The sequence below is a fragment of the Bisbaumannia salifodinae genome (genome assembly GCF_055388505.1).
Map to the genome: position 1 here is coordinate 225,159 of NZ_AP043781.1, position 22,785 is coordinate 247,943.

Sequence of the window (22,785 nt, forward strand, 5' to 3'; positions counted from 1 at the left end):
CTACTCCTCGGCGCCATCTTCCGGCAATGGGGCCAGGGAGCGGCTCAAGGTCAGTACGTCGCTGGGCTCGTCGCCAGGATCGAAGGCCACGTCGAGCGGGTCACGCTGGCGCAGGGCCTGCCAGGCCCGGCGCAGCCGCTCGCCATCCACCGCCATCACCTCGGCGGCCAGCCGTTCGCGGCGATCGAAGGTATCGTCACCCAGGGCCAGGCCGCGCCACAGGCGATCGGTGAGCTGGCCGAGGGAGGTGTCCCGGGCCAGCAACTGGTCGCGCACCGCCTGGCGATAGGGGGCCAGGGCCGCGTCGTCCAGGTCTGCCAGGCTGGCATCGAAGGTCTCCAGGAAGGCGTCGATCCGCTCGCCGATGGCCTGGCTCCCGGTCTCCGGCGACTGCACCAGCAGGGCGATGCCCGGGGCATCCAGCAGCGGCCGATAGCCGGCATTGACCACATAACCCAACTGCTCCTCGGTACGCAGCCGGGTATAGAAGGGCGTGCTCAATAGCTGGCCCAGTACCGCCAGCTCCGCCTGGCTGGCCAGGGAGCGGTCGGGGCCCTGCAGGTAGCGCAGCAGCAGCGACTCCTGACGCTGGCTATCCGGGCGCAGCGGCGGCAGCTGCCGGGCGGCCAGCGGTGTCAGGGAGGGAATGGCCTCGGCGTCCAGGCGCGGCGCCAGGGCATCGAAGACCAACTGTGCCTCCTGGCTGGCCAGGGCGGCGTCCAGGTCGCCGACGGCCATGGCCTCGATATGCAGGGCATCCAGGAAGTCGCGGCGATAGGCGTGCAGGGCCTCGCCGTCCAGCGAGGACAGCGCCTCCAGCAGGTCGGCGGTCGGCCACTGGGGGCGAATCAGCGCCTCGCCCAGGGTGCGACTGGCCTGCTGATAGAGGGCCGCCTGGGGAGCATTGCGCCACTCCCGGGCCAGGCGCTGCTTGACCCGTGCCACGCTCTCCTCGGCGATCTCGCCTTCGATCAGTTGGGCCAGGGCCTCGCGCATCACCAGGGGCTGGCGATCCCGCCAGCCGGAGAAGCTCAGGGTCAGGCCGCGGGCGTGGGCATAGGCCTCGAAGTGATGCCCCGCCAGGCGCGCCGGGTAGAAGACCTCGTTGAGGCTGTCGTCCAGCCAGCCCGCCAGCAGCTGGGTCAGCGCCGCTTCCCGGGGCGACTCGCTGGCGGCAGGATGCTGGAGGCTGAAGCGCCACTCGACCTGGGGCGTGCGGAAACCGCTATGGGCCTGGTGCCAGAGCCGCGCTCCCGGGGTCTCCAGGCGCAGCTCGGGACGCGAATCCTGGTGTCCCAGGAGCTCCAGGTCCTGGGCGATAAAGGGGTTGGGCTCGGGCAGTGCCAGGCCACCCAGGGGCGTTGCCTCGGGCCACTCGACCCGCGTCTCGGCCCGGTAGGGGGCATGGAACCAGGGAGAGGTCGCCTCGCCCTCTACCTCGGGGCCGCTATACAGGCGGATCAGCCTGTCCGGCGTCAGGGCCTCCAGGTAGGGGGCCAGGCGCTCGGCATCGAACTCGCCCATGCGGTAGGGGGCATAGAGGGCGTCCTCCTCCGGGTAGTGGGCCAGGTTCATGGCCAGGTGGGTCACGCTGCGGACCGGCGGGCCGTGTTGCAGGAAACGGAACTGCTGCTCCGCCAGGCTGGCCTGCTCCTCGTAACGCCAGGCCTCGAGGCCCCGCTCGGCGATTCCCGCGATGGCGGCAAACAGGCTGGCCTGTATCGTATCGAGGCGCTCGACGCCCTCCGGGGTCAGGCTGAGGGTCACCGCGAAGAGGGCGTTCTCGCCATCGCTGCGGGTCACGCCGGCGGAGAGGGCGTCGGCCAGGCCCGCCTCGCGCAGCGCCGCCAGCAGGCTGCCCTCGCCCTCGTGGCCCAGCAGGTTGGCCAGGAAGTCCACCGGCTTGAAGGGGTAGTCATCGACGGGGTCGGGGATGGGGAACAGGAAGCGCACCTGCTGGCGATCGCGCAGCGACCGGGCCTGCAGCGCCATCGGCAGGGGCTCGTCGAGGGCCAGGGGGACGTCGATGCGCGGAGCCTCGAGGTCGCGGTCGCGAATAGCGCCGAAACGCTCGCGGACCAGGGCCTCCTGGGCGTCCAGGTCCTGGGGCGCGATAAGCGCCAGGTGCATCACGTTGGCGTCGTAGTGACGCTCATAGAAGTCGATGACCCGCTCCCGCAGGTCGGGCTCTCCCTCGGCGGGAGCGGCCAGGGTCTCGCGGCTGCCCACCGAGAAACCGGTGCCCGGGTGCTCGGGATTGAGGAACTGGTCGAGCACATCGAACTCACGGCGGGCCTCGTCACGAATCCGCGCCTGGTACTCCGAGTGGACGACATTGCGCTCGCTCTCCAGTTGGTCGGCGTTGAACAGCGGCGCGATAAAGAACTGGCTGAAGCGATCCAGGGCACCGGGCAGCGCCTCGGGCTCGATATCGAAGAAGTAGTTGGTGTCATGGGGAGCGGTAAAGGCATTGTGGCTGCCGCCATGGCGATTGATATAGCCCTGGTAGGCGTCCGCCTCGGGGAAGGGCTCGGTGCCCAGGAAGAGCATATGCTCGAGGAAGTGGGCCAGCCCCGCCAGGTCCTCGGGGTCGTCGGCGCTGCCCACGCTGACGTTCATGGAGGCGGCGGCCTTGTCCGCCTCGGGGTCATGCACCAGCAACGCGGTCAGGCCGTTGTCCAGGCTCAGCAGGCGATACTCCCGCACGTCGTGAGGGCTGGTCTGGGGCGAGGTGACCTCGGCGATGGCCGGCTCGGGCGAGTCGGCCCGGGCCAGCCCGGTGACGCCGATCCATAGGGCGGTCAGCAGCGATAGCGTGCTGCGGGGGGCGGCGAGAAGCGAGATGGACATTAACTCTCCTGGGCGGGGGTCGCGCGCAGCATGGGACCGGTGGGGTAGCCACAGGCCCACTCCTGGTGCTTGGGATCATTCACTCGTCTTGATACCGGAAAGGCGCCCAACAGTTCCCCGGGGGCGGGGGCCAGCAAGGCCCGGGCTTGCTCCAGGGGCGTGGCCGGGTCGAGCCACTCCCGGGCCGCCGCCGCGTCGATCAGTGCCGGCAGACGATCGCTGAGGGGCGTCAGCAGCGGTGGCGTGGCCACCGTGATCAGGGCGCAGGAGTCGGCGAACTCGGTCAGGCTGGTGTGGTAGCGGCACCACAGCCCCGCCAGCAGCAGCGGGCCGCGATCGGCCCGGGTGACCAGGAAGGGCTGCTTCATGCGCGGCTGGGGCTTCCACACATAGATCCCGCTGGCCGGAATCAGGCAGCGGCGGGCGGCGAAGGCCTCGCGGAACATGGGGCGTGCCGCCAGGGATTCCGCCCGGGCACAGTGGGGGGCGTGGTCGAGCACCTCGAGCCAGGGGGGCGTCAGGCCCCAGAAGGCGGTCACCAGGGTCGGGGTGCCGCCGGCCAGGCGCAGCATCGAGAGCGGCTGGCGTGGCGCCAGATTGGGGCTGGTGATCGGAGTGGCCTCGAGGCGCAGGCCCGGCAGCAGCCGTTCCAGATCCATGGGGGCGATATGCAGGCGGCCTGCCATAGCGGCTCCTGAGCGGCGGAGGGCCTCAAGGGTAGCGGCTTCACCGGGCGCTGAAAAGCGCTTATCCCAGCGCCGGGCTTGCGTTTATGGCAGGTAGCGATATGCTGGTCGGAAACAGTGTTCGATTCCGCATTTCCACTCATCGTGACGAGGAAGCCCATGGCACGTCCTAGACAGCATGCCCCCGAGGCACTGCATGCCCAGGTCATGGCAGCCTGTGATGCCTGGCTGCAGGAGCGCCCGGTGCATGAGCTGTCGCTGCGCGCCCTGGCTCGCGATGTGGGCTGTGCCCCCAGCACCCTGCTCAAGCTCTACGGCAGCTTCGGCAACCTGCTGCAGCACGTCAATCTCGAGACCCTGGCGCGGCTCAAGGAGGCCATGGTGCCGGCGGATACCAACGAGACCCTGGAATCCCAGCTGCGCACCCTGGCCCTGGCCTACTGGCGCTTCGCCCGCCACGAGCCTTATCGCTGGCAGCTGTTGTTCGATTACCCCCTGGCCCAGGAGGGCGAACTGGATCGGCGTCAGAGCGATATGATCGAGGCCCTCTTCCTGCGCGTGGAGACCGGGCTCAAGGCCTATCAGCCGGGGCTCGGCGACCTGGAGGCGCGGCGCATGGCACGCACCCTCTGGGGAAGCGTGCACGGCCTGGTACAGTTGGGCCTCAACGAGCGCCTCGGTGTCTGGCAGGGCCAGCCCCTGGAGGTCACCGAACTGCTGGAGCAGTTGCTGGTCACCATTCTCGCCGGCCTGCGCCATGGCCCCTACGCCCCGTGAGTCGTGAGCCTCACCCCCTCCGGGGGCCCTGTCTCGGCCTGGCGCGTCATCTGATCCTCGTGCTGGTGCGGCTCTGCTATCGACTGCGGGTCGAGGGGCGCGAGCGACTGCCGGTCCGGGGCGCGGCCCTGGTGGTCTGCAACCATGTCAGCTTCGTCGATGCCCTGATCCTCGGCGGCGCCAGCCCGCGGCCGCTGCGCTTTTTGATGGATCGTCCCATCTACGAGTCGCCCTGGCTCAACTGGTGGTTCCGCCTGGTGGGGGCGATTCCCGTGGAGGCGGAGCGTCGCGACCCGGGCAGCGTACGCCGCGCCCTGGAAGAGGTTCGCCGCGCCCTGGATAACGGCGAGGTGGTGATGCTCTTCCCCGAGGGGCGGCTGACCCCGGATGGCGAGATCCATCCCTTCCGGCGAGGCCTGGAGCATATCCTGGCGCGCAACCCGGTACCGGTGGTACCCGCCGGCCTGGCCGGGCTCTGGGGCTCCTGGACCTCCCACCAGGGCGGTCGCGCCCTGACCAAGCGCCCGCGCCGCTTCCGCGCCCGGGTCGGGCTCCATTTCGGGGCGCCCCTGGCCCCGCGGGAGGCCAGCCTGGCGCGCCTCGAGATCGAGGTGCGTGAGCTCAAGGCCGACGCCGAGGCCTGGGGCGTGGCGCCGACCTCGGCTACCCTTAGAAAATACTGAGTTCCCGCGCTCCACGGCTCGGCCGGGCGACGGGATTCCGACGCTGGACCCAGATGAGACCCCTTCCATGAGCAAGCAGCCGCTGATCATCTTCGATACCACCCTGCGCGACGGCGAGCAGTCGCCGGGTGCCTCCATGACCCGCGACGAGAAGGTGCGTATCGCCCTGATGCTGGAGAAGCTGCGCGTCGATGTGATCGAGGCGGGCTTCGCCGCCGCCAGCCCCGGTGACTTCGAGGCGGTGAAGGCGGTGGCCGAGAGCGTCAAGGGCAGCCGCGTCTGCTCCCTGGCCCGGGCCCTGGAACGCGATATCGAGGCCGCCGGCGAGGCCCTGGCCGGCGCCGCCCAGGGGCGCATTCACACCTTTATCGCCACCAGTCCCATCCATATGCAGTACAAGCTGCAGATGGCGCCGGAACAGGTGGTGGAGCGCGCCGTGGCGGCGGTGACGAAGGCCCGCAGCCTGTGTGGCGACGTGGAGTTTTCCTGTGAGGACGCCGGGCGCTCCGAGCTGGACTTCCTGTGCCGCATCGTCGAGGCGGCCATCGCGGCCGGCGCCTCCACCATCAATATTCCCGACACCGTGGGCTATGCCCTGCCGGTGCCCTTCGGCGAGATGGTGGGGGAGCTGATCCGCCGGGTGCCCAACAGCGACAAGGCGGTCTTCTCGGTGCACTGCCATAACGACCTGGGGCTGGCGGTCGCCAACTCCCTGGCCGCGGTGAATGCCGGCGCCCGCCAGGTGGAATGCACCATCAACGGCCTGGGCGAGCGGGCCGGCAATGCCTCCCTGGAGGAGATCGTCATGGCGGTGCGCACCCGCCAGGATGTCCTCGACGTGGAGACCCGCATCGACGCCACCCATATCGTGCCCACCTCGCGGCTGGTTTCCACCGTCACCGGCTTCCCGGTGCAGCCCAACAAGGCCATCGTCGGCAAGAACGCCTTCGCCCACGAGTCGGGGATCCATCAGGACGGCGTGCTCAAGCACCGCGAGACCTACGAGATCATGCGCGCCGAGGATGTGGGCTGGCACACCAACGCCATCGTGCTGGGCAAGCACTCCGGGCGTAATGCCTTCCGCTCGCGGCTGGGCGAGCTGGGCATCCAGTTCGCCTCCGAGGCGGAGCTCAACGATGCCTTCGTGCTGTTCAAGCAGCTCGCCGACAAGAAGCACGAGATCTACGACGAGGACCTCCAGGCCCTGGTCACCGATACCCGCGCCGCGGCCCGGGCCGAGCGTTTCCGCCTGGTGGCCCTGGAGGTCACCTCGCGGACCGGCGAGACGCCTTTGGCCCGGGTGGTGCTCAATCACGACGGCGCGGAGCGCCGCGTCGAGGCCCAGGGCAGCGGGCCGGTGGACGCGGTCTTCAAGGCCATCGAGCAGATCGCCGACAGCCAGGCGGAGCTGGAGCTCTATTCGGTGAACGCCATTACCAGCGGCAGCGATTCCCAGGGCGAGGTCACGGTGCGCTTGCAGAAGGGCGGGCGGATCGTCAACGGCCTGGGGGCGGACACCGATATCGTTATCGCCTCCGCCAGGGCCTATGTGAACGCCCTCAATGCCCTGGCCAGCCGCGGCGAGCGCACCCATCCCCAGGGCGTCCACGAAGGGCCCTGAAAAGTCGGCTGGACGGTATGACATCCGAAACGACCACGGCGCCCCTGGGGCGCCGTGGTCGTTTGTCGTGGGAGGAAGCTTAGCGGCGGCGGGCCGGTCGCCGGGCATGCTGCCAGCAGCGCGCCGAGGTGATCAGCTTGTCCCTGACCTGGAGGATCTCCATGCGGGTGGTGCCCACCTGCAGGCAGGCGGGGCCGTCGGGGAAGGATTCCAGGTGCTCGAGGATCAGGCCATTGAGGGTCTTGGGGCCGTCGGTGGGCAACTGCCAGCCCAGCGACTTGTTGATCTCGCGGATATTGGCGGTGCCCTCGATCAGGTAGCTGCCATCGTCCTGGAGGTGGATCTCCTGGTGCATCCCCGCCACGTCGGTGGTGAATTCGCCGACGATCTCCTCGAGGATATCCTCCAGGGTCACCAGGCCCTCCACGTCGCCATACTCGTCCACCACGATGCCGATACGCCGCTTCTGCTTCTGGAAGTTGAGCAGTTGGGTATGCAACGGGGTGGATTCGGGGATGAAGTAGGGCTCCCGGGCCTCCTGGACGATGGCCGCCTTGGTGACCTCCGCCTTGGCCAGGAAACGTGCCGCGTTGCGCAGGTGCAGCATGCCGATGATGTTGTTGATATCGCCCTTGTAGACCGGAATGCGGGTGTGCTGACTGGTGCGGATCTGGGTGAGGATGCTCTCCAGGTCATCCTCCAGGTCGATGCCGACGATCTCGTGGCGGGGCACCATGATGTCGTTGACGGTGACATTCTCCAGGTCGAGGATCGACAGCAGCATCGCCTGGTGGCGCTGGGGGATCAGGGTGCCCGCCTCGTGGACGATGGTGCGCAGCTCGTCCCGGGTCAGGTTGTCGGCGCCGCCATCGATCTGCTTGACCCCGGCCAGGCGCAGCAGGCCGTTGGAGATGGCGTTGGTCAGCCACACCAGCGGATAGAGCAGCTTGAGCAGCGGCTCCAGGACCACCGAGGCGGGGTAGGCGATGCGCTCCGGCTTGACCGCCGCATAGGTCTTGGGGGTCACCTCGGCGAAGATCAGGATGACGATGGTCAGCACCAGGGGGGCGATGGCCGGCCCGGTCACCTCGCCGAAGAAGTGGATCGCCAGCACGGTGGCGATGGCGGCGGCCAGGTTGTTGACCAGATTGTTGCCGATCAGGATCACGCCGATCAGGCGGTCCGGGCGGGCCAGCAGACGCAGCACCCGTTGTGCCCGGCGCTCGCCGCCGTTGGCGCGATGGCTGAGGCGATAGCGGTTGATGGACATCATGCCGGTCTCGGAACTCGAGAAGAAGGCCGACAGCAGGATCAGCAGCACCAGCAGGCCGAACAGCAATCCCAGAGGGAAGTCGTCGCTCAAGATGGAAGGGTCCTTTATGGCGTATCAGGCACGTTTGTAGAGAAGCGGCGCGTGGCCTGTCAAGGCGGCTCAGGGCCCCCGGAAGATCACTTCCAGGGCGAACTTGCTGCCGAAATAGGCCAGCAGCAGCAGCGCGCAGCCCCCCAGGGTCCAGCGTACCGCCTTGAGGCCCCGCCAGCCGAGCCAGTGGTGGCCGGCCAGGAGAATCGAGAAGATCACCCAGGCGGCCAGGGAGAGCAGCGTCTTGTGGGCCAGGTGCTGGGCGAAGAGGTTGTCGAGGAACAGGAAGCCGCTGAGGATGGCCAGGGTCAGCAGGGTCACCCCGGCCCAGACCAGCTCGAAGAGCACCCGCTCCATGGTGGTCAGGGGGGGCAGGGCCTGGACGATGCCGCGGGTATGGTGGTGGCGCAGGGCCTGGTTCTGCACGCCGAGCAGGATCGCCTGAACGGCGGCGATGGCCAGCACGGCGAAGGCCAGGGCGGAGCTCACCACATGCAGGGCGATGCCCGGGGTCAGGCCGCTGCCGGGAGGCGGGCTGGGCAGGCCTACCGCCAACACCAGGGTCGCGGCGGCCAGCGGGAAGAGTCCCACCGCCACGTTGAGTACCGGCTTGAAGAGGCTGATGGCCAGCAGCAGGGCGGCGATCAGCGCCCCCGCCGCGGTGGCGGTGGTGCCGAGGCCCAGGCTCAGCGGCTCGCTGCCGCCGATCAGGGCGCCGAGTACCAGCAGGTGACAGACCACGGCCAGGCCGCCCAGGGTCAGCACCAGGGGCGGACGCTGGGGGACGCGCCGGGCCAGCGCCAGCGCCTGCCAGGAGGCGGCACCGCAGTAGAGGATGATGGCGATTAAGGCAAAGGGAAGCGCCTGCATAGCGTTGCTGTCCATGGGCCGCCCGGGGCGGCGAAGTGGCGAAATAAGGGCCGCGATCCTGGCGCTACTATACCGAAGCCCCGGGGCGCCGCCCAGCCATGCATGGAGACCGAAGCCATCAAGGCGTATAATCGCGCCAAACGCCAAGGCATCGTTGCCGGAGAGGCCCATGTTCGAAAGTCTATCGGAGCGTCTATCGCGGACGCTGAGGTCCATCAGCGGTCAGGCCAAACTGACCGAGGACAATATCAAGGATACCCTGCGCGAGGTGCGCCGGGCGCTGCTGGAGGCCGATGTCGCCCTACCGGTGGTCAAGGCCTTTATCGACGCGGTGCGTCAGCGCGCCGTGGGTCAGGAGGTCTCCAAGAGCCTGTCGCCGGGGCAGCAGTTCGTCAAGATCGTCCAGCAGGAGCTGGAGGCGGTTATGGGCGAGGCCTTCGATGGCCTCAGCCTCAAGGGCTCGCCGGCGGTGATCCTGATGGCCGGCCTGCAGGGGGCGGGCAAGACCACCTCCGTGGCCAAGCTGGCTCGCTACCTCAAGGAGCGCGAGAAGAAGAAGGTGCTGGTGGTCTCCGCCGACGTCTATCGTCCCGCGGCCATCGACCAGTTGGAGACCCTGGCCGGAGAGATCCAGGCCGACTTCTTCCCCTCGTCCAGCGATCAGCGTCCGGTGGCCATCGCCGAGGCGGCCATCAAGCACGCCAAGATCCAGTTCCATGACGTGGTGATCGTCGATACCGCCGGTCGCCTGCATGTCGATGCCGACATGATGGACGAGATCCAGGCCCTGCATCGGGCGGTGACACCCCAGGAAACGCTGTTCGTGGTCGACGCCATGACCGGCCAGGACGCCGCCAATACCGCCAAGGCCTTCCACGAGGCGCTGCCGCTGACCGGGGTGATCCTCACCAAGGCCGATGGTGACGCCCGTGGCGGGGCGGCCCTCTCGGTGCGCCATATCACCGGCAAGCCGATCAAGTTCATGGGCATGGGCGAGAAGACCGATGCCCTGGAGCCCTTCCATCCGGATCGGGTGGCCTCGCGCATCCTCGGCATGGGCGATGTCCTGTCGCTGATCGAGGAGGCCGAGCGTACCGTCGACAAGGGCAAGGCCGCCAAGCTGGCCAAGAAGGTCAAGAAGGGCGAAGGCTTCGACCTGGAGGACTTCCGCGACCAGCTCCAGCAGCTCAAGAAGATGGGCGGCATGGGAGGCCTGCTCGGCAAGCTGCCGGGCATGGGGCAGATGGCCGAGATGGCCCAGGGCCCCGGGCCGGAGAAGGAGCTGGGCAAGCTCGAGGCACTGATCAACTCCATGACGCCCCAGGAGCGCCACAAGCCGGAGATCATCAATGGCTCCCGCAAGCGGCGCATCGCCACCGGTGCCGGCCTGCAGGTGCCCGACCTCAATCGTCTGCTCAAGCAGCACAAGCAGATGCAGAAGATGATGAAGAAGGCGGGCAAGAAGGGCGGCATGCAGAAGATGATGCGCGGCATGTCCGGCATGATGGGCGGCGGTGGCCCGGGCGGCCCCGGCGGTATGGGTGGGCCCGGAGGCATGGGCGGCCCGGGGGGCATGGGCGGCCCCGGTGGCTTCCCCTGGCGCTGATGCCGGGGGCTGTCAAGGAAAAAGGTTCCCAAACGGTGCCGCTTTCCGTAGAATGTCGCGTCTTCATGACTGGGTCGTGAGTCCGCTCGCGCCCTGAAGACTCCAAATTTCAGCAATCTAACCGAAGGACTGTTTAACGCCATGGTTACCATTCGTTTGGCACGTGGTGGCGCCAAGAAGCGTCCCTTCTATCACCTGACCGTGACCGACTCTCGCAAATCCCGCGACGGTCGTTTCCTGGAGCGCGTCGGCTTCTTCAACCCGGTGGCCCGTGGTCAGGAAGAGCGTCTGCGCGTCGACCTGGAGCGCGTCACCCACTGGCAGGACCAGGGTGCCCAGCTCTCCGACCGTGTCGCCGAGCTGATCAAGGAAGCCCGCAAGCAGGCCAGCGCCTGATCGTGAGCTCGGTGCAGGAAACCACCATGACCTCTCCCCAGGGCCGCGATAAGGCTCAGCATGTCGTGCTGGGCAAGCTGACCAGCTCCTACGGGGTGAAGGGATGGCTCAAGGTGTACTCCTACACCAGCCCCATGGAGGGCATTCTCGACTACCCCGAGTGGTGGGTGCGTCTCGATGGTCGGGTGACGAAATACCGCCTGACTCAGGGGCGTCGCCATGGCAAGGGACTGGTCGCGAACCTCGATGGGGTGAACGACCGCGATGCCGCCGAGCGGCTGGCCGGGGCGGAGATCCTGCTGCCCAAGTCGGCGCTGCCCGAGCTGCCCGCGGACGAGTATTACTGGTACCAACTGGAAGGCCTCGAAGTGGTGACCGCCGAGGGGCAAGCCCTGGGGCGCGTGGCCAGCCTGTTCGAGACCGGCGCCAACGACGTCATGGTCGTGCGCGGTGCCGCCGACGGCAAGGAGCGGCTGCTGCCCTTTTTGCCCGACGAGGTGATACTCGATGTGGATCTCGATGCCGGCCGCATGACGGTGGCCTGGGATCCCGACTTTTGACTCTAGGGTCGACCGCCCGAGGCGGAACCCCCAGAGCCGATGCCTGGAATGAATTGCCGTGTGGATAGGTGTTGTCTCGCTGTTCCCGGAGATGTTCGATGCGATCGGCCGCTATGGCGTGACCGGTCGGGCGGTCAAGCAAGGGTTGCTGGAACTGGAATTCTGGAATCCCCGGGACTTTGCCATCGACAAGCACCGCACGGTGGATGATCGCCCCTATGGGGGTGGGCCGGGCATGCTGATGAAGGTCGAGACGCTGCGTCAGGCGATCCATGCCGCGCGCGCCGAGGCCGAAGCGACACAGGGCCAGCCGGCCCGCGTGATCTACCTGTCGCCCCAGGGGCGACCTCTGGATCAGCGCGGTGTCCAGGAGTTGGCCGCGGCGGGGCCATTGATCGTGGTGGCCGGCCGTTACGAGGGCATCGACGAGCGTATCGTCGAGGCCGATATCGATGAAGAGTGGTCCATCGGCGACTATGTGCTGAGCGGCGGCGAGCTGCCCGCCATGGTGCTGATCGATGCCGCCGCCCGGCTGGTGCCGGGAGTGCTGGGACACCAGGACTCGGCGGTGGAGGACTCCTTCAACGAGGGACTGCTGGATTGCCCCCACTATACGCGCCCGGAAGTGATCGACGGGCGGGCGGTACCCGAGGTACTGCTGAGCGGCAATCATGGCGCCATTCGTCGCTGGCGCCACAAGCAGTCCTTGGGACGCACCTGGCTCAGGCGTCCCGACCTTCTCGAGGGTCGCGAATTGAGCCGAGAGCAGCGGCAACTGCTCGACGAGTTTATCGACGAATACGCCAGTCAGGCGGAGGTGCGAGACACCCCCGAGGCCCCATAAAGCCAGGGCAGACTCGCGTCACACACCCGATTCCCGCGTCCGCGTGCCTACGCCGAGCGTCGGGATCACGGCCACCCCAGGGTGGCGATGAGATATTGAGGAGCTAGCAATGAGCAGCAAGAACAAGGTGATCCAGGCGATCGAGAACGAGCAGATGGCCAAGGAAGTCCCGGCCTTCGCCCCCGGCGACACCGTGATCGTACAGGTCAAGGTCAAGGAAGGTAACCGCGAGCGTCTGCAGGCCTTCGAAGGCGTGGTGATCGGCAAGCGCAACCGCGGTCTGAACTCCGCCTTCACCGTGCGCAAGATCTCCCACGGTGTCGGCGTCGAGCGGACCTTCCAGACCTACAGCCCGCTGGTCGACTCCATCAGCGTCAAGCGTCGCGGCGACGTGCGCCAGGCCAAGCTGTACTACCTCCGCGAGCGCAGCGGCAAGTCTGCCCGCATCAAGGAAAAGCTGGCCTAAGTCGGGCCAGGCCGCGACCCGGCACCGCCGAGGTCGCCGGGAAACCCCGTCACCGCTCGCGCGGGGCGGGGTTTCCCTGCATTTGAGGCCCGTCGATGTCCGATACCACCCTGATCGATGCCTTCCTCGATGCCCTGTGGCTCGAGCAGGGCGCCAGTGAGCATACCCTGGCCGCCTATCGGCGCGACCTCGGCGCCTGGGCGGCCTGCCTGGCCGAGCACGGCGCCTGCCTGCTGGCCCCCGGCGCCGAGACCCTGCCCGAGTGGCTGGCGGCGCGCCGCGAGGCGGGTTACCAGCTGCGCTCCAATGCCCGGCTGCTGTCGAGCCTGCGGCGCTTCTACCGCTGGGCACTGATGACCGAGCGGCTGAGCGCCGACCCCCTGGCTGGGGTGCGCCTCCCCAAGGTGCGGCCCAACCTGCCGAACACCCTGGACGAGGCCGAAGTGGAACGGCTGCTGGCGGCCCCGGACACCGACACCCCCCTGGGGCTGCGCGATCGCGCCATGCTGGAGGTGCTCTACGGCTGTGGCCTGCGCGTCTCGGAGCTGGTCAACCTGAGCCTGGCCAGCGTCAACCTGCGCCAGGGGGTGGTGCGGGTGCTGGGCAAGGGCGACAAGGAGCGCCTGGTGCCCCTGGGCGAGGAGGGCATCGTCTGGCTCGCGCGTTACCTGCGCGGCGGGCGGGGCGCCCTGATGCGCGATCCCACGCGGCCGGCGCTCTTTCCCGGGCGCGGCGATGCCTGCCTGACCCGCCAGGCCTTCTGGCATCGCATCAAGGCCCATGCCCGCGCCGCGGGCATCGCGCGCCCCCTGTCGCCGCATACCCTGCGCCACGCCTTCGCCACCCACCTGTTGAATCATGGGGCCAATTTGCGTGTCGTACAGCTGTTACTCGGTCATAGCGACCTGTCGACGACCCAGATCTATACCCATGTGGCCCAGGCGCGCCTGGAGCTGCTGCATGCCGAACATCACCCGCGAGGCTGAGAATGCAACGAGCGACACGATTCGCCCTGGGCGGCCTGCTGGCCGCCGCCTTGACCACCCCGGCCCTGGCCGACCCCGCCGATGAGCTGGCCCGGCACCTGAGCGTGGGTGGCGAGCCGATGCCGGTGGAGAGCGTGACCGCCACCCCCCTGGCGGGCTTCTTCGAGGTGCGTCTGGAGAATGGCGAGACCTTCTACAGCGACAGCAGCGGGCGCTTCTTCCTGGTGGGGGACCTCTACGAGAATGGCGACCAGGGGCTGGTCAATCTCACCGAGCAGGCCCGCAATGCCGAGCGCGCCGGACGCCTGGCGATGATTCCCGAGGCCGAGCGGGTGATCTTCCGCGGCGCCGAGAGCCGGGCCACGGTGACCGTCTTCACCGATACCACCTGCCCCTACTGCGTGCGTCTCCACGAGGAGGTGCCGGCGCTCAACGCGATGGGAATCGAGGTACACTATCTGGCCTTCCCGCGCAGCGGCATGGGCTCCCGGGGCGCCCGGGAGCTGCAGCAGGTGTGGTGCGACGCCAATCCCAGCGAGGCGATGAGCCGGGTCAAGGGGGGCGCGACCCTGGAAGGGCCCGCGGACTGCGACAATCCGGTCGAGGCCCAGTATCATCTGGGGATGGAGCTTGGCGTCCAGGGTACGCCGGCCATCGTGCTGCCCGACGGGCGCCTAGTGCCGGGCTATGTGCCCGCCGAGCGCCTGGCCGCCATGCTGGGCCTCAACGACTAAGCATACGCAAGACGATGACGAGTGGCGGGCGCAGGCCCGGGCCGGAACCGCCACCGCTGGACCGCCGCCCGACGACCCGGGCGGACACCGAACACTAAAGCAAGGGGATATCACGTTGAAACCGGTGAGAGTGGGAATCTGTGGCCTGGGTACCGTCGGTGGCGGTACCTTCAATGTCCTGACGCGCAATGCCGACGAGATCGCCCGGCGGGCCGGGCGGCCCATCGTGATCGAGCAGGTGGCGATGCGTCGCGACAACCCGGACTGCGACACCACCGGCGTCAAGACCACCTCCGATATCTTCGAAGTGGCCCGCAACCCCGACGTGGACGTGCTGGTGGAGCTGATCGGCGGCTACGAGGTGGCCCGCGAACTGGTGCTCACCGCCATCGAACATGGCAAGCATGTGGTCACCGCCAACAAGGCGCTGATCGCCGTGCACGGCAACGAGATCTTCCAGGCCGCCCATGAGAAGGGCGTGATCGTCGCCTTCGAGGCCGCCGTGGCCGGCGGCATCCCGGTGATCAAGTCGCTGCGCGAGGGCCTGGGCGCCAACCGCATCGAGTGGGTGGCCGGCATCATCAACGGCACCGGCAACTATATCCTCACCCATATGCGCGACGAGGGTCGGGCCTTCGAGGACGTCCTGGCCGAGGCCCAGGCGCTGGGTTACGCCGAGGCCGACCCCACCTTCGACGTGGAGGGGATCGACGCCGCCCACAAGCTGACCATCCTCGCCTCCATCGCCTACGGCGTGCCGCTGCAGTTCGAGAAGGCCTACACCGAGGGCATCTCCCGGGTCACCGCCGAGGACGTGGAGCAGGCCGATAACCTGGGCTATATCATCAAGCACCTGGGCATCTCCAAGCGCACCGAGCAGGGCCTGGAGCTGCGGGTCCACCCGACCCTGATTCCCAAGGAGCGCCTGCTGGCCAATGTGCACGGCGTCAAGAACGCCATCGCGGTGATGGGCGACGCCGTGGGTCCGACCCTCTACTACGGCGCCGGCGCCGGCGCCGAGCCCACCGCGTCCGCGGTGGTGGCCGACCTGCTCGACGTGGCCCGGGATATCACCACCGCCCACCACTACCGGGTGCCCTACCTGGCCTTCAGCGGCATCGACGAGGACGTCAGCCAGCTGCCGATCCTGCCCATGGAGGAGATCAGCACCGCCTACTACCTGCGGCTGCTGGCGGTGGATCGTCCCGGCGTGCTGGCCCGGGTGGCCACTATCCTCTCCGAGCAGGGCATCTCCATCGAGGCGCTGATCCAGAAGGAGGCCACCGAAGGCGAGCTGGTGCCGATCATCCTGCTGACCCATCGCACCCGCGAGCAGCAGATGAACGAGGCGATTCGCCTGATCGAGTCCATGGCCGATATCGCCGGGCCGGTGACGCGGATCCGCGTGGAATCCCTCGACGAACACGAATAACCCGAGCTTTCGCTGGATAGAGACCGTCATGGCCAGGGCCATGGCGGCAAGGGAACCGAATCATGCGCTATATCAGTACCCGCGGGCAGGCGCCCGCGCTCTCCTTCGAGGACGTGGTGCTCACCGGCCTGGCCAGCGATGGCGGCCTCTATGTGCCCGAGACCGTGCCGCGGTTCTCCCGCGAGGAGCTGGCCGAGATGGCCGGGCTCTCCTATGCCGAGATCGCCTTCCGGGTGATGAAGCCCTTCGTCAACGGCGAGATCGATGACGAGACCTTCCGTCGCCTGGTCACCGAGGCCTACGCCACCTTTAGTCACGACGCCGTGGTGCCGCTCAATCAGCTCGACGCCAACCACTTCCTGCTCGAGCTGTTCCACGGCCCGACGCTCGCCTTCAAGGACGTGGCCCTGCAGCTGCTCGGCCGTATCCTCGATCACTTCCTGAAGAAGCGTGGCGAGCGGGCGGTGATCATGGGCGCCACCTCCGGCGACACCGGTTCCGCGGCCATCGAGGGCTGCCGCCACTGCGACAACCTCGACATCTTTATTCTCCACCCGCATAACCGGGTCTCCGAGGTGCAGCGCCGCCAGATGACCTCGGTGCTGGCGGACAACGTCTTCAATATCGCCATCGAGGGCAACTTCGATGACGCCCAGGCGATGGTCAAGGCGAGCTTCGCCGACCAGGGCTTCCTCGACGGCACCCGGCTGGTGGCGGTCAACTCCATCAACTGGGCGCGGATCATGGCCCAGATCGTCTACTACGTGGCCGCCGGCGTGGCCCTGGGTGCCCCGCATCGCCAGGTGAGCTTCTGCGTGCCCTCGGCCAACTTCGGCAACGTCTTCGCCGGCTTTATGGCCTACCGCATGGGGCTGCCGGTGGAGCGTTTCGTGATCGCCACCAACGCCAACGACATCCTGCACCGCACGCTCGCCGACAACGACTTCTCCAAGAAGGAACTGGTGGCGACCCTGGCGCCCTCCATGGATATCGTCGTCTCCTCCAACTTCGAGCGGCTGCTGTTCGAGGCCTATGATCGCGATGGCGCCGCCGTGGCCGCGCTGCTGGAGCGCTTCCAGGCCGAACCCGCGGCGCTCGCCGACGCCCCCCTGGCCAAGCTGCGCGAGATGTTTGCCAGCCATAGCGTCGATGACGCCACCATCCTCGAGGTGATCCGCGAGGCGCATCATCGCACCCAGGAGATCCTCGACCCGCATACCGCCACCGGCTACCGCGCCGCCGAGCGCGAGCGTGGCGACGAAGCCGTGCCGATGATCACCCTGGCCACCGCGCACCCGGCCAAGTTCGCCGAGGCGGTGGTCAAGGCGGGCTTCCCCGGCGTGCCGCTGCCGCCGCATATGGACGACCTGCTGGAGCGCGAGGAGCGCTACAGCGTGCTGCCGGCGGAGCTGGCTGCGGTGCAGCAGTTTGTCGCCGAGAACCGCCGCTAAAGCCGGAAGCCGGAAGCCGGAAGCCGGAAGCGAGGGGCGCCGGGGACAGGCCTGAAGGGGGTCCTATGCCAGGGGTGAAGAAGCACTGCTTCGAACGGGCTGGCCATGGATGGCCTGCCCCGGTCCTGCAAGCGGAGCAGGATGCGAGAGCGAAGCAGGGCATCGGTAGCGCCCAGGGAGGGGTTCACAGCGCCCCGAACAGGCCTGTCGCCGGATCAGCCCCGAGTGGGCATATGCCCCTCTACATCGTGTGCCTACCTGCAGGAGCCTGACTTGAGTGCCGCCAGTGATCCCATGAAGTTGAGTGAGCGGCTACGGCCGCGGATTCAGCCGCGCCCCCTGAATCAGGCCCTCTATGCTCGGGCCCAGCGGGAGGGCCTCTCGGAGCTTCAGGCGCGGATCCTCGCCGGGCGCCTCGACGACTACCGCGGCGAGCTGGCGCCGCTGATCTCGCCCAGCCTGCGCCACCTGGCGCATCCCGAACGGCTGGCCGATGGCCGCCGCGCCGCCGAGCGCATCGCCCAGGCGGTGGCCGAGGGCGAGCATATCGGCATCCTTACCGACTACGACGTGGACGGCATCACCTCCCATGTGGTGATTCGCCGGACCCTGCACGAGCTGTTCGGGGTGCCCGAAGCCAAGCTGCATAGCCTGATCGGCCACCGCATCCATGACGGCTACGGCATCAGCCTGCCCCTGGTGGAGCGCACCCTCTCGCTCGCGCCGCGCCCCAGCCTGGTGATCACCGCCGACTGCGGCAGCAGCGACGAGCCGCGTATCGCCCGCCTGGCCGCCGAAGGGGTCGAGGTGGTGGTCACCGATCACCACGCCCTGCCCCTGGAGGGGCCGCCGGCCTCGGCCTATGCCACCGTCAACCCCACCCGGGACGACTGCGACTACCCGGACCCCACCATCGCCGGCTGCATGGTCGCCTGGCTGACCATGTCGCTGGCCCGCGGCGTGCTGATCGACTGGGGCGTGCTGCCCGAGGCGACCCCCAAGCTCTCCCCCTGGCTCTCCTACGTGGCGCTGGGCACGGTGGCGGATTGCGTGTCGCTGGGCGGCAGCCCCGCCAATCGCGCCGTGGTCAGCCATGGCCTGACCCTGATCAACCGCCTGGAGGCCGCCTGCTGGCGCACCATGGCGGCGCGCCTGGGCCCCGATAGCCTGCCCTTCGACGCCGAGACCCTGGCCTTCCAGATGGGCCCGCGCATCAATGCCCGCTCGCGGCTCGACGACCCCTATGCGGCCCTGCATTTTATGCTGGCCGCCGATGACGCCAGCGCGGCGCGGCACCTGGAGATCCTCGACCAGGACAACCAGTCGCGCAAGGCGATCGAGGCGGAGATGACCGAGCAGGCCAAGGCCCTGGCCCAGGCGCCACTGGCCGAGGACGCCCCGGCCCTGGTGATCTTCCTGGAGCAGGGCCATGCGGGGGTGCAGGGCATCGTCGCCTCGAGGCTGGTGCAGGCCTACGGGCGGCCGGCCCTGGTGCTGACCCCTGCCGCGGCCCCGGGCATGCTCACCGGCTCCGGGCGTTCCATCGAGGGGCTGCACCTGCGCGATGCCCTGCAGCGCGCTTATGAGTTGGCCCCCGAGGCGCTACCGCGCTTCGGCGGGCATCGCGGCGCCGCCGGGGTGGGCGTGCCCCGGGAGCGACTGGACGCCTTCCGGGAGGCCATGCTGACGGCGGTGGCGGAGCGGCTCGGCGGCGCCGAACTCTACCCCAGGGTGCTGACCGATGGGGAGTTATCGTCCGAGCAGCTCAGCCTCACCACCCTGGAGACCCTCGACGCCCTGGGCCCCTATGGCCGGGAGTTCGAGGCGCCGCTCTTCGAGGGGGACTTCCTGGTGGAGTCGCTGCGCCCGGTGGGCGCCGATGGCAGCCACCTGATGATGGACCTCTCTCTGGGGCGCATGAGCCACCGGGCGATCTGGTTCCGTGCCTTGACCCCCGGCGAGCTGCCCGCCTTCGGCCTGGGCGACCGCCTGCGTTGCGCCTACAAGCTCAACCGCAACCGCTGGAAGGGTCGCGAGTCGCTGCAGCTGATGGTGGAGCATGCCGAGCCGCTAGGCGCCTAGGCGACTTCCGAGCCTAGGAGTCTGTCGGACTTAACACTAATCTGCTGCGAACCCCGGGCTTTCGGCCAATTTCATTCGATCTGATTCGTTAAATAGCGCGCTATTCGCCTCATCCGATCGATAAACTTGTCTCGAAATCCGTCTTTCTCGCGACGATCGGTCAAATCCGACAGGCTCCTAGCGAAACCAGAACCACCAGACGATGGCGGCGATCAGCGCCAGGCCCGCCAGATTGATCAGCCAGCTCATGGGGTTGCCTCCCGCGGAGTCGCTTCGGTGGGGTGGCCACTCGGCGCGCCGAGCCTGAGCAACCGCAGGCGGTTGGCGTTGCTGACCACGGTGATGGACGAGAGCGACATGGCGGCACCGGCGATCATCGGTGACAGCAGCATGCCGGTGAGGGGGTAGAGCACCCCCGCGGCGATGGGAATGCACAGGGCGTTGTAGCCGAAGGCTCCCACCAGGTTCTGCTTGATATTGGCCAGCGTCGCCCGGCTGATCTCGATGGCATCGGCGACGCCGTGCAGGGAGCCGCGCATCAGGGTGATACCGGCGCTCTCGATGGCCACGTCGGTGCCCTGGCCGATGGCGAAGCCCACGTCGGCCCGGGCCAGGGCCGGGGCGTCGTTGATGCCATCGCCGACCATGCCCACCACCTCGCCTTCGCCCTGCAGACGCGCGATCTCGGCGTGCTTGTCCTCGGGCAGCAGGCCGGCACGGAAGTCGTCGATGGCCAGCTCGGCGGCGATGGCGGCGGCGGTGTGCCGGTTGTCGCCGGTCAGCATCACCACCCGGAGGCCGTCGGCCTGCAGGCGCTTCACCGCCTCGACCGTGTCGTGGCGCAGCGGGTCGCTGATACCGAATAGCGCGGCCAGCTCGCCGCCCACGGCCAGGTAGACCACGGTGCGGGCCTGCTTTTCCCACTGGGTGGCCCGCTCGGCGGCGGCGCCCAGGTCGACGCCGGCTTCCTCCAGCAGGCGGGCATTGCCCAGCAGCAGCGGCCGGCCGTCCCCATCGATGGCCCGGACGCCGCCACCGGTAATGCTCGTGAAGTCGTGGGTCTCGGCGGCCGTGTCGCCGATCCGCTCCTGTGCATAGCTCACCAAGGCGCTGGCCAGGGGATGCTCGGAGCCCCGCTCCAGGGCCGCGACCAGGCCCAGCAGCCGGGCCTCATCGCCGTCGAGCCCCGTGCCAGAGAAAAAGTGGGCCTCGGTTACCCGTGGCTTGCCCTCGGTGAGGGTGCCGGTCTTGTCCACCACCAGGGTGGTGAGCCTGCTGGCGGTCTGCAGGGCTTCGCCGTTTCTCACCAGCACGCCCCGCTCGGCGGCCTTGCCCACGCCGATCATGGTGGAGATGGGCGTGGCCAGGCCCAGGGCGCAGGGGCAGGCGATGATCAGCACCGTGGTCGCGGTGACCAGCATATGAATGACCCGCGGCTCGGCGCCGAAATTGAACCAGGCCAGCGCCGTCAGCACGGCGATGATCATCACCGAGGGCACGAAGATGCTGGAGATCCTGTCGGCCAGGGCGCCGATGGGCGGGCGGGAGTTCTGGGCGCTGGCCACCTGCTCGGTGATCTGCCCCAGCCGGGTATCGGCACCGACCCGGGTCGCCTCGTAGACCAGCCCCCCCTTGCCGTTGACGGTGCCGGCGCTGACCTCGTCATCCACCCCCTTGGCCACCGGGACCGGCTCGCCGGTCAGCATCGATTCGTCGATATGGCTGGCGCCCTCCACCACCAGGCCGTCCACCGGCAGACGCTCGCCGGGGCGCACGCGGATCCGGTCGCCCTGGCGCACCGCGTCGATCTCCACCTCCCGCTCCTCGCCGTCGCGGATCACCCGGGCGGTGCGGCTCTGCAGGTCGAGCAGGCGCTTGAGGGCTTCGCTGGTGCGGCCCCGGGCACGCAGCTCCAGGGCATTGCCCAGCAGCACCAGGCCGATCACCATCGCCGAGGCCTCGAAGTAGATGCCGTGGGCCACCTCGGGAAGCCAGGGGGCAAAGGCCACCACCGCCATGGAGTAGCCCCAGGCGGTGCCGGTGCCCATGGCGATCAGGGTATCCATATTGGCCTGGTGGTGACGGAAGTTCTTCCAGGCGTTGATAAAGAAGTGGCGGCCGGGGCCGGCCAGCACCGCCAGCGTCAGCAGCCCGATCGCCAGCCAGAAGAGCCGCCCCGGACCCGATGGGTGGGGGTGGAAGAAGACCATGCTGACCATCAGCGGCACCGCCAGCGCCAGCGACCAGAAGCTGCCGTGCAGGCGACGGCGATACTCCTTGGCGTCCTGTTCGGCGCGGCTGGCCTCGGCCTGGCGCAGGTCGACGATCGGCTCGGCCTCGTAGCCCACCGAGCGCACGGCCTGGATCAGGGCCTCGGCCTCGGCGCTGCCATGGACCTGGGCGGTGCGGGTGCCGAAATTGACGCTGGCGGTGGCCACCCTTGGGGTGCGCTCCAGGGCCTGCCGGACGCTCTTCATGCAGCTGGCGCAGGTCATGCCGCCGATCGCCAGCCGTTGGGTGATGGCATGTTCCGTCGCCGACGGGGCCTCGGCGTCCTTGGTATCCGCGGCGCCGGGTGCCTTGTCTTCGTCGGCTGTCGCGGCGTCGGGCGCTTCGTCGGCGTGGGCGATCTCGCCGGTCGGGTAGCCGGCCTGGGCGAGGATGGCATCGAGGGCCCCGCCATCCAGCGAGGAGGTGACGGTGAGGCGCTTCTCGGCGGGCTCGCCCACTACCTCGGCCTCGGGATCCCGGGCCTGAATCGCCTCGCGTAGGCGCTTGACGCAGCCCTGGCAGCTCATGCCGGGGACGCTGCGCTGCAGTGATGTCTGGGCGTTCATGGTGTCTCCTTCTTGGAGGGGGCGTCGGGCGAGGCGTCGGCCGTGGTATTGCTGAGGGGCTCGGGGAAACTCTCGATCAGGCGGCACAGGCTATGACCATCCGGGGTGCCGTCGGGCATCGCCTCCCAGGTCGACAGCGCCTGCTCCATGCGTTTGGCCAGGGCCTGCAGCTCGGCGATACGGGCGTGGATCTCCGGCAGGCGGCTGGCCAGCAGGTCGCGCACCAGGGGGCAGGGGGAGTCGCCCTGGTCGGCATGGGCGAGGATGTCGCGAATCTCGGCGACGCTGAAGCCCAGGGTGCGGGCACGCTGGATAAAGCGCAGCCGCTCCAGGTCCCGGGGACCATAGCGCTGGTAGCCGTTGTCCGGATCGCGGGAGGGATGCAGCAGCCCTTCCCGGGTGTAGTGGCGCACCGTTTCTCCGCTGACCCCGGCGGCCCGGGCGAGCTCGATCACTTTCATGGCGTCTCTCGAGGTGGAATCGCTAGCGGGAAGTGTAAAACCTATGAGTTACACCTAGGTCAAGCAGCGCTTTCCGGGGC

Annotated in this window: 19 protein-coding genes; 13 read left to right on the forward strand and 6 right to left on the reverse strand. The window is 68.4% G+C overall.

Annotated features, from left to right (window positions below; translation table 11 throughout):
• Together ACZ5EF_RS01125 and ACZ5EF_RS01130 are read right to left on the reverse strand one after the other, a co-directional pair.
• Window positions 1–2,850: an insulinase family protein gene (locus tag ACZ5EF_RS01125; protein ID WP_346062879.1), complete on the reverse strand. Its 2,850-nt coding sequence runs from the start codon at window positions 2,848–2,850 to the stop codon at window positions 1–3.
• Window positions 2,850–3,536 (reverse strand): SOS response-associated peptidase, encoded by a 687-nt coding sequence (locus tag ACZ5EF_RS01130; RefSeq protein WP_346062878.1) that lies wholly within the window; start codon window positions 3,534–3,536, stop codon window positions 2,850–2,852. Before ACZ5EF_RS01130 ends, ACZ5EF_RS01125 begins: the two co-directional genes overlap by 1 nt.
• Before the next feature lie 159 nt (window positions 3,537–3,695).
• Between ACZ5EF_RS01130 and ACZ5EF_RS01135 the strand changes: the two genes are divergently transcribed.
• The 3 genes from ACZ5EF_RS01135 to ACZ5EF_RS01145 all read left to right on the forward strand — a co-directional run bounded on the left by ACZ5EF_RS01135 (window position 3,696) and on the right by ACZ5EF_RS01145 (window position 6,617).
• Window positions 3,696–4,313, forward strand: a complete 618-nt coding sequence (locus ACZ5EF_RS01135; RefSeq protein WP_346062877.1) for a TetR/AcrR family transcriptional regulator — start codon at window positions 3,696–3,698, stop codon at window positions 4,311–4,313.
• Entirely contained in the window at window positions 4,310–4,996 is a 687-nt protein-coding gene (locus ACZ5EF_RS01140; RefSeq protein ID WP_346062876.1) for a 1-acyl-sn-glycerol-3-phosphate acyltransferase, read from the forward strand. Before ACZ5EF_RS01135 ends, ACZ5EF_RS01140 begins: the two co-directional genes overlap by 4 nt.
• A gap of 67 nt (window positions 4,997–5,063) precedes the next feature.
• Complete coding sequence (locus ACZ5EF_RS01145) at window positions 5,064–6,617, forward strand: 2-isopropylmalate synthase (RefSeq protein ID WP_346062875.1); 1,554 nt, start codon at window positions 5,064–5,066, stop codon at window positions 6,615–6,617.
• 79 nt (window positions 6,618–6,696) lie between these two features.
• Here ACZ5EF_RS01145 and ACZ5EF_RS01150 read toward each other — a convergent pair whose 3' ends face one another.
• Together ACZ5EF_RS01150 and ACZ5EF_RS01155 are read right to left on the reverse strand one after the other, a co-directional pair.
• Window positions 6,697–7,980, reverse strand: coding sequence for an HlyC/CorC family transporter (locus tag ACZ5EF_RS01150; protein ID WP_346062874.1), 1,284 nt, complete (start codon window positions 7,978–7,980; stop codon window positions 6,697–6,699).
• Between the two features lie 69 nt (window positions 7,981–8,049).
• The gene (locus ACZ5EF_RS01155) at window positions 8,050–8,850 is read right to left on the reverse strand and encodes a cytochrome C assembly family protein (RefSeq protein WP_346062873.1); all 801 of its coding nucleotides are present in this window, start codon (window positions 8,848–8,850) and stop codon (window positions 8,050–8,052) included.
• 169 nt (window positions 8,851–9,019) lie between these two features.
• On the opposite strand from ACZ5EF_RS01155, the gene ffh reads away from it, so the two are divergent.
• From ffh to ACZ5EF_RS01205, 10 genes are all read left to right on the forward strand, one after another.
• Window positions 9,020–10,456: a signal recognition particle protein gene (gene ffh, locus ACZ5EF_RS01160; RefSeq protein ID WP_346062872.1), complete on the forward strand. Its 1,437-nt coding sequence runs from the start codon at window positions 9,020–9,022 to the stop codon at window positions 10,454–10,456.
• A 141-nt stretch (window positions 10,457–10,597) separates the two neighbouring features.
• Window positions 10,598–10,852 carry a 30S ribosomal protein S16 gene (gene rpsP / locus ACZ5EF_RS01165; RefSeq protein ID WP_195860539.1) on the forward strand — a complete coding sequence of 85 codons (255 nt, stop codon included), beginning with the start codon at window positions 10,598–10,600 and terminating at the stop codon, window positions 10,850–10,852.
• A gap of 26 nt (window positions 10,853–10,878) precedes the next feature.
• Window positions 10,879–11,412: a ribosome maturation factor RimM gene (rimM, locus tag ACZ5EF_RS01170; RefSeq protein ID WP_346062871.1), complete on the forward strand. Its 534-nt coding sequence runs from the start codon at window positions 10,879–10,881 to the stop codon at window positions 11,410–11,412.
• 58 nt (window positions 11,413–11,470) lie between these two features.
• On the forward strand, window positions 11,471–12,256 hold the full coding sequence (trmD, locus tag ACZ5EF_RS01175; protein ID WP_346062870.1) for a tRNA (guanosine(37)-N1)-methyltransferase TrmD: 786 nt from the start codon (window positions 11,471–11,473) through the stop codon (window positions 12,254–12,256).
• A 109-nt stretch (window positions 12,257–12,365) separates the two neighbouring features.
• A complete protein-coding gene (gene rplS, locus ACZ5EF_RS01180; protein ID WP_195860542.1) occupies window positions 12,366–12,722 on the forward strand; it encodes a 50S ribosomal protein L19 in 357 nt (118 codons plus the stop codon).
• A 95-nt stretch (window positions 12,723–12,817) separates the two neighbouring features.
• Window positions 12,818–13,708, forward strand: coding sequence for a site-specific tyrosine recombinase XerD (gene xerD / locus ACZ5EF_RS01185; RefSeq protein ID WP_346062869.1), 891 nt, complete (start codon window positions 12,818–12,820; stop codon window positions 13,706–13,708).
• 2 nt (window positions 13,709–13,710) lie between these two features.
• Window positions 13,711–14,442: a DsbC family protein gene (locus ACZ5EF_RS01190; protein ID WP_346062868.1), complete on the forward strand. Its 732-nt coding sequence runs from the start codon at window positions 13,711–13,713 to the stop codon at window positions 14,440–14,442.
• A gap of 115 nt (window positions 14,443–14,557) precedes the next feature.
• Window positions 14,558–15,874 carry a homoserine dehydrogenase gene (locus tag ACZ5EF_RS01195; protein WP_346062867.1) on the forward strand — a complete coding sequence of 439 codons (1,317 nt, stop codon included), beginning with the start codon at window positions 14,558–14,560 and terminating at the stop codon, window positions 15,872–15,874.
• 62 nt (window positions 15,875–15,936) lie between these two features.
• Window positions 15,937–17,325, forward strand: a complete 1,389-nt coding sequence (gene thrC, locus ACZ5EF_RS01200) for a threonine synthase (RefSeq protein ID WP_346062866.1) — start codon at window positions 15,937–15,939, stop codon at window positions 17,323–17,325.
• A gap of 294 nt (window positions 17,326–17,619) precedes the next feature.
• Complete coding sequence (locus ACZ5EF_RS01205) at window positions 17,620–19,407, forward strand: single-stranded-DNA-specific exonuclease RecJ (RefSeq protein WP_346062909.1); 1,788 nt, start codon at window positions 17,620–17,622, stop codon at window positions 19,405–19,407.
• A 245-nt stretch (window positions 19,408–19,652) separates the two neighbouring features.
• Here the strand turns inward: ACZ5EF_RS01205 and ACZ5EF_RS01210 are convergent, their stop codons facing one another.
• Together ACZ5EF_RS01210 and ACZ5EF_RS01215 are read right to left on the reverse strand one after the other, a co-directional pair.
• Entirely contained in the window at window positions 19,653–22,244 is a 2,592-nt protein-coding gene (locus ACZ5EF_RS01210; RefSeq protein WP_346062865.1) for a heavy metal translocating P-type ATPase, read from the reverse strand.
• Window positions 22,241–22,705 carry a MerR family transcriptional regulator gene (locus ACZ5EF_RS01215; RefSeq protein ID WP_346062864.1) on the reverse strand — a complete coding sequence of 155 codons (465 nt, stop codon included), beginning with the start codon at window positions 22,703–22,705 and terminating at the stop codon, window positions 22,241–22,243. Before ACZ5EF_RS01215 ends, ACZ5EF_RS01210 begins: the two co-directional genes overlap by 4 nt.
• Window positions 22,706–22,785 lie beyond the last annotated feature (80 nt).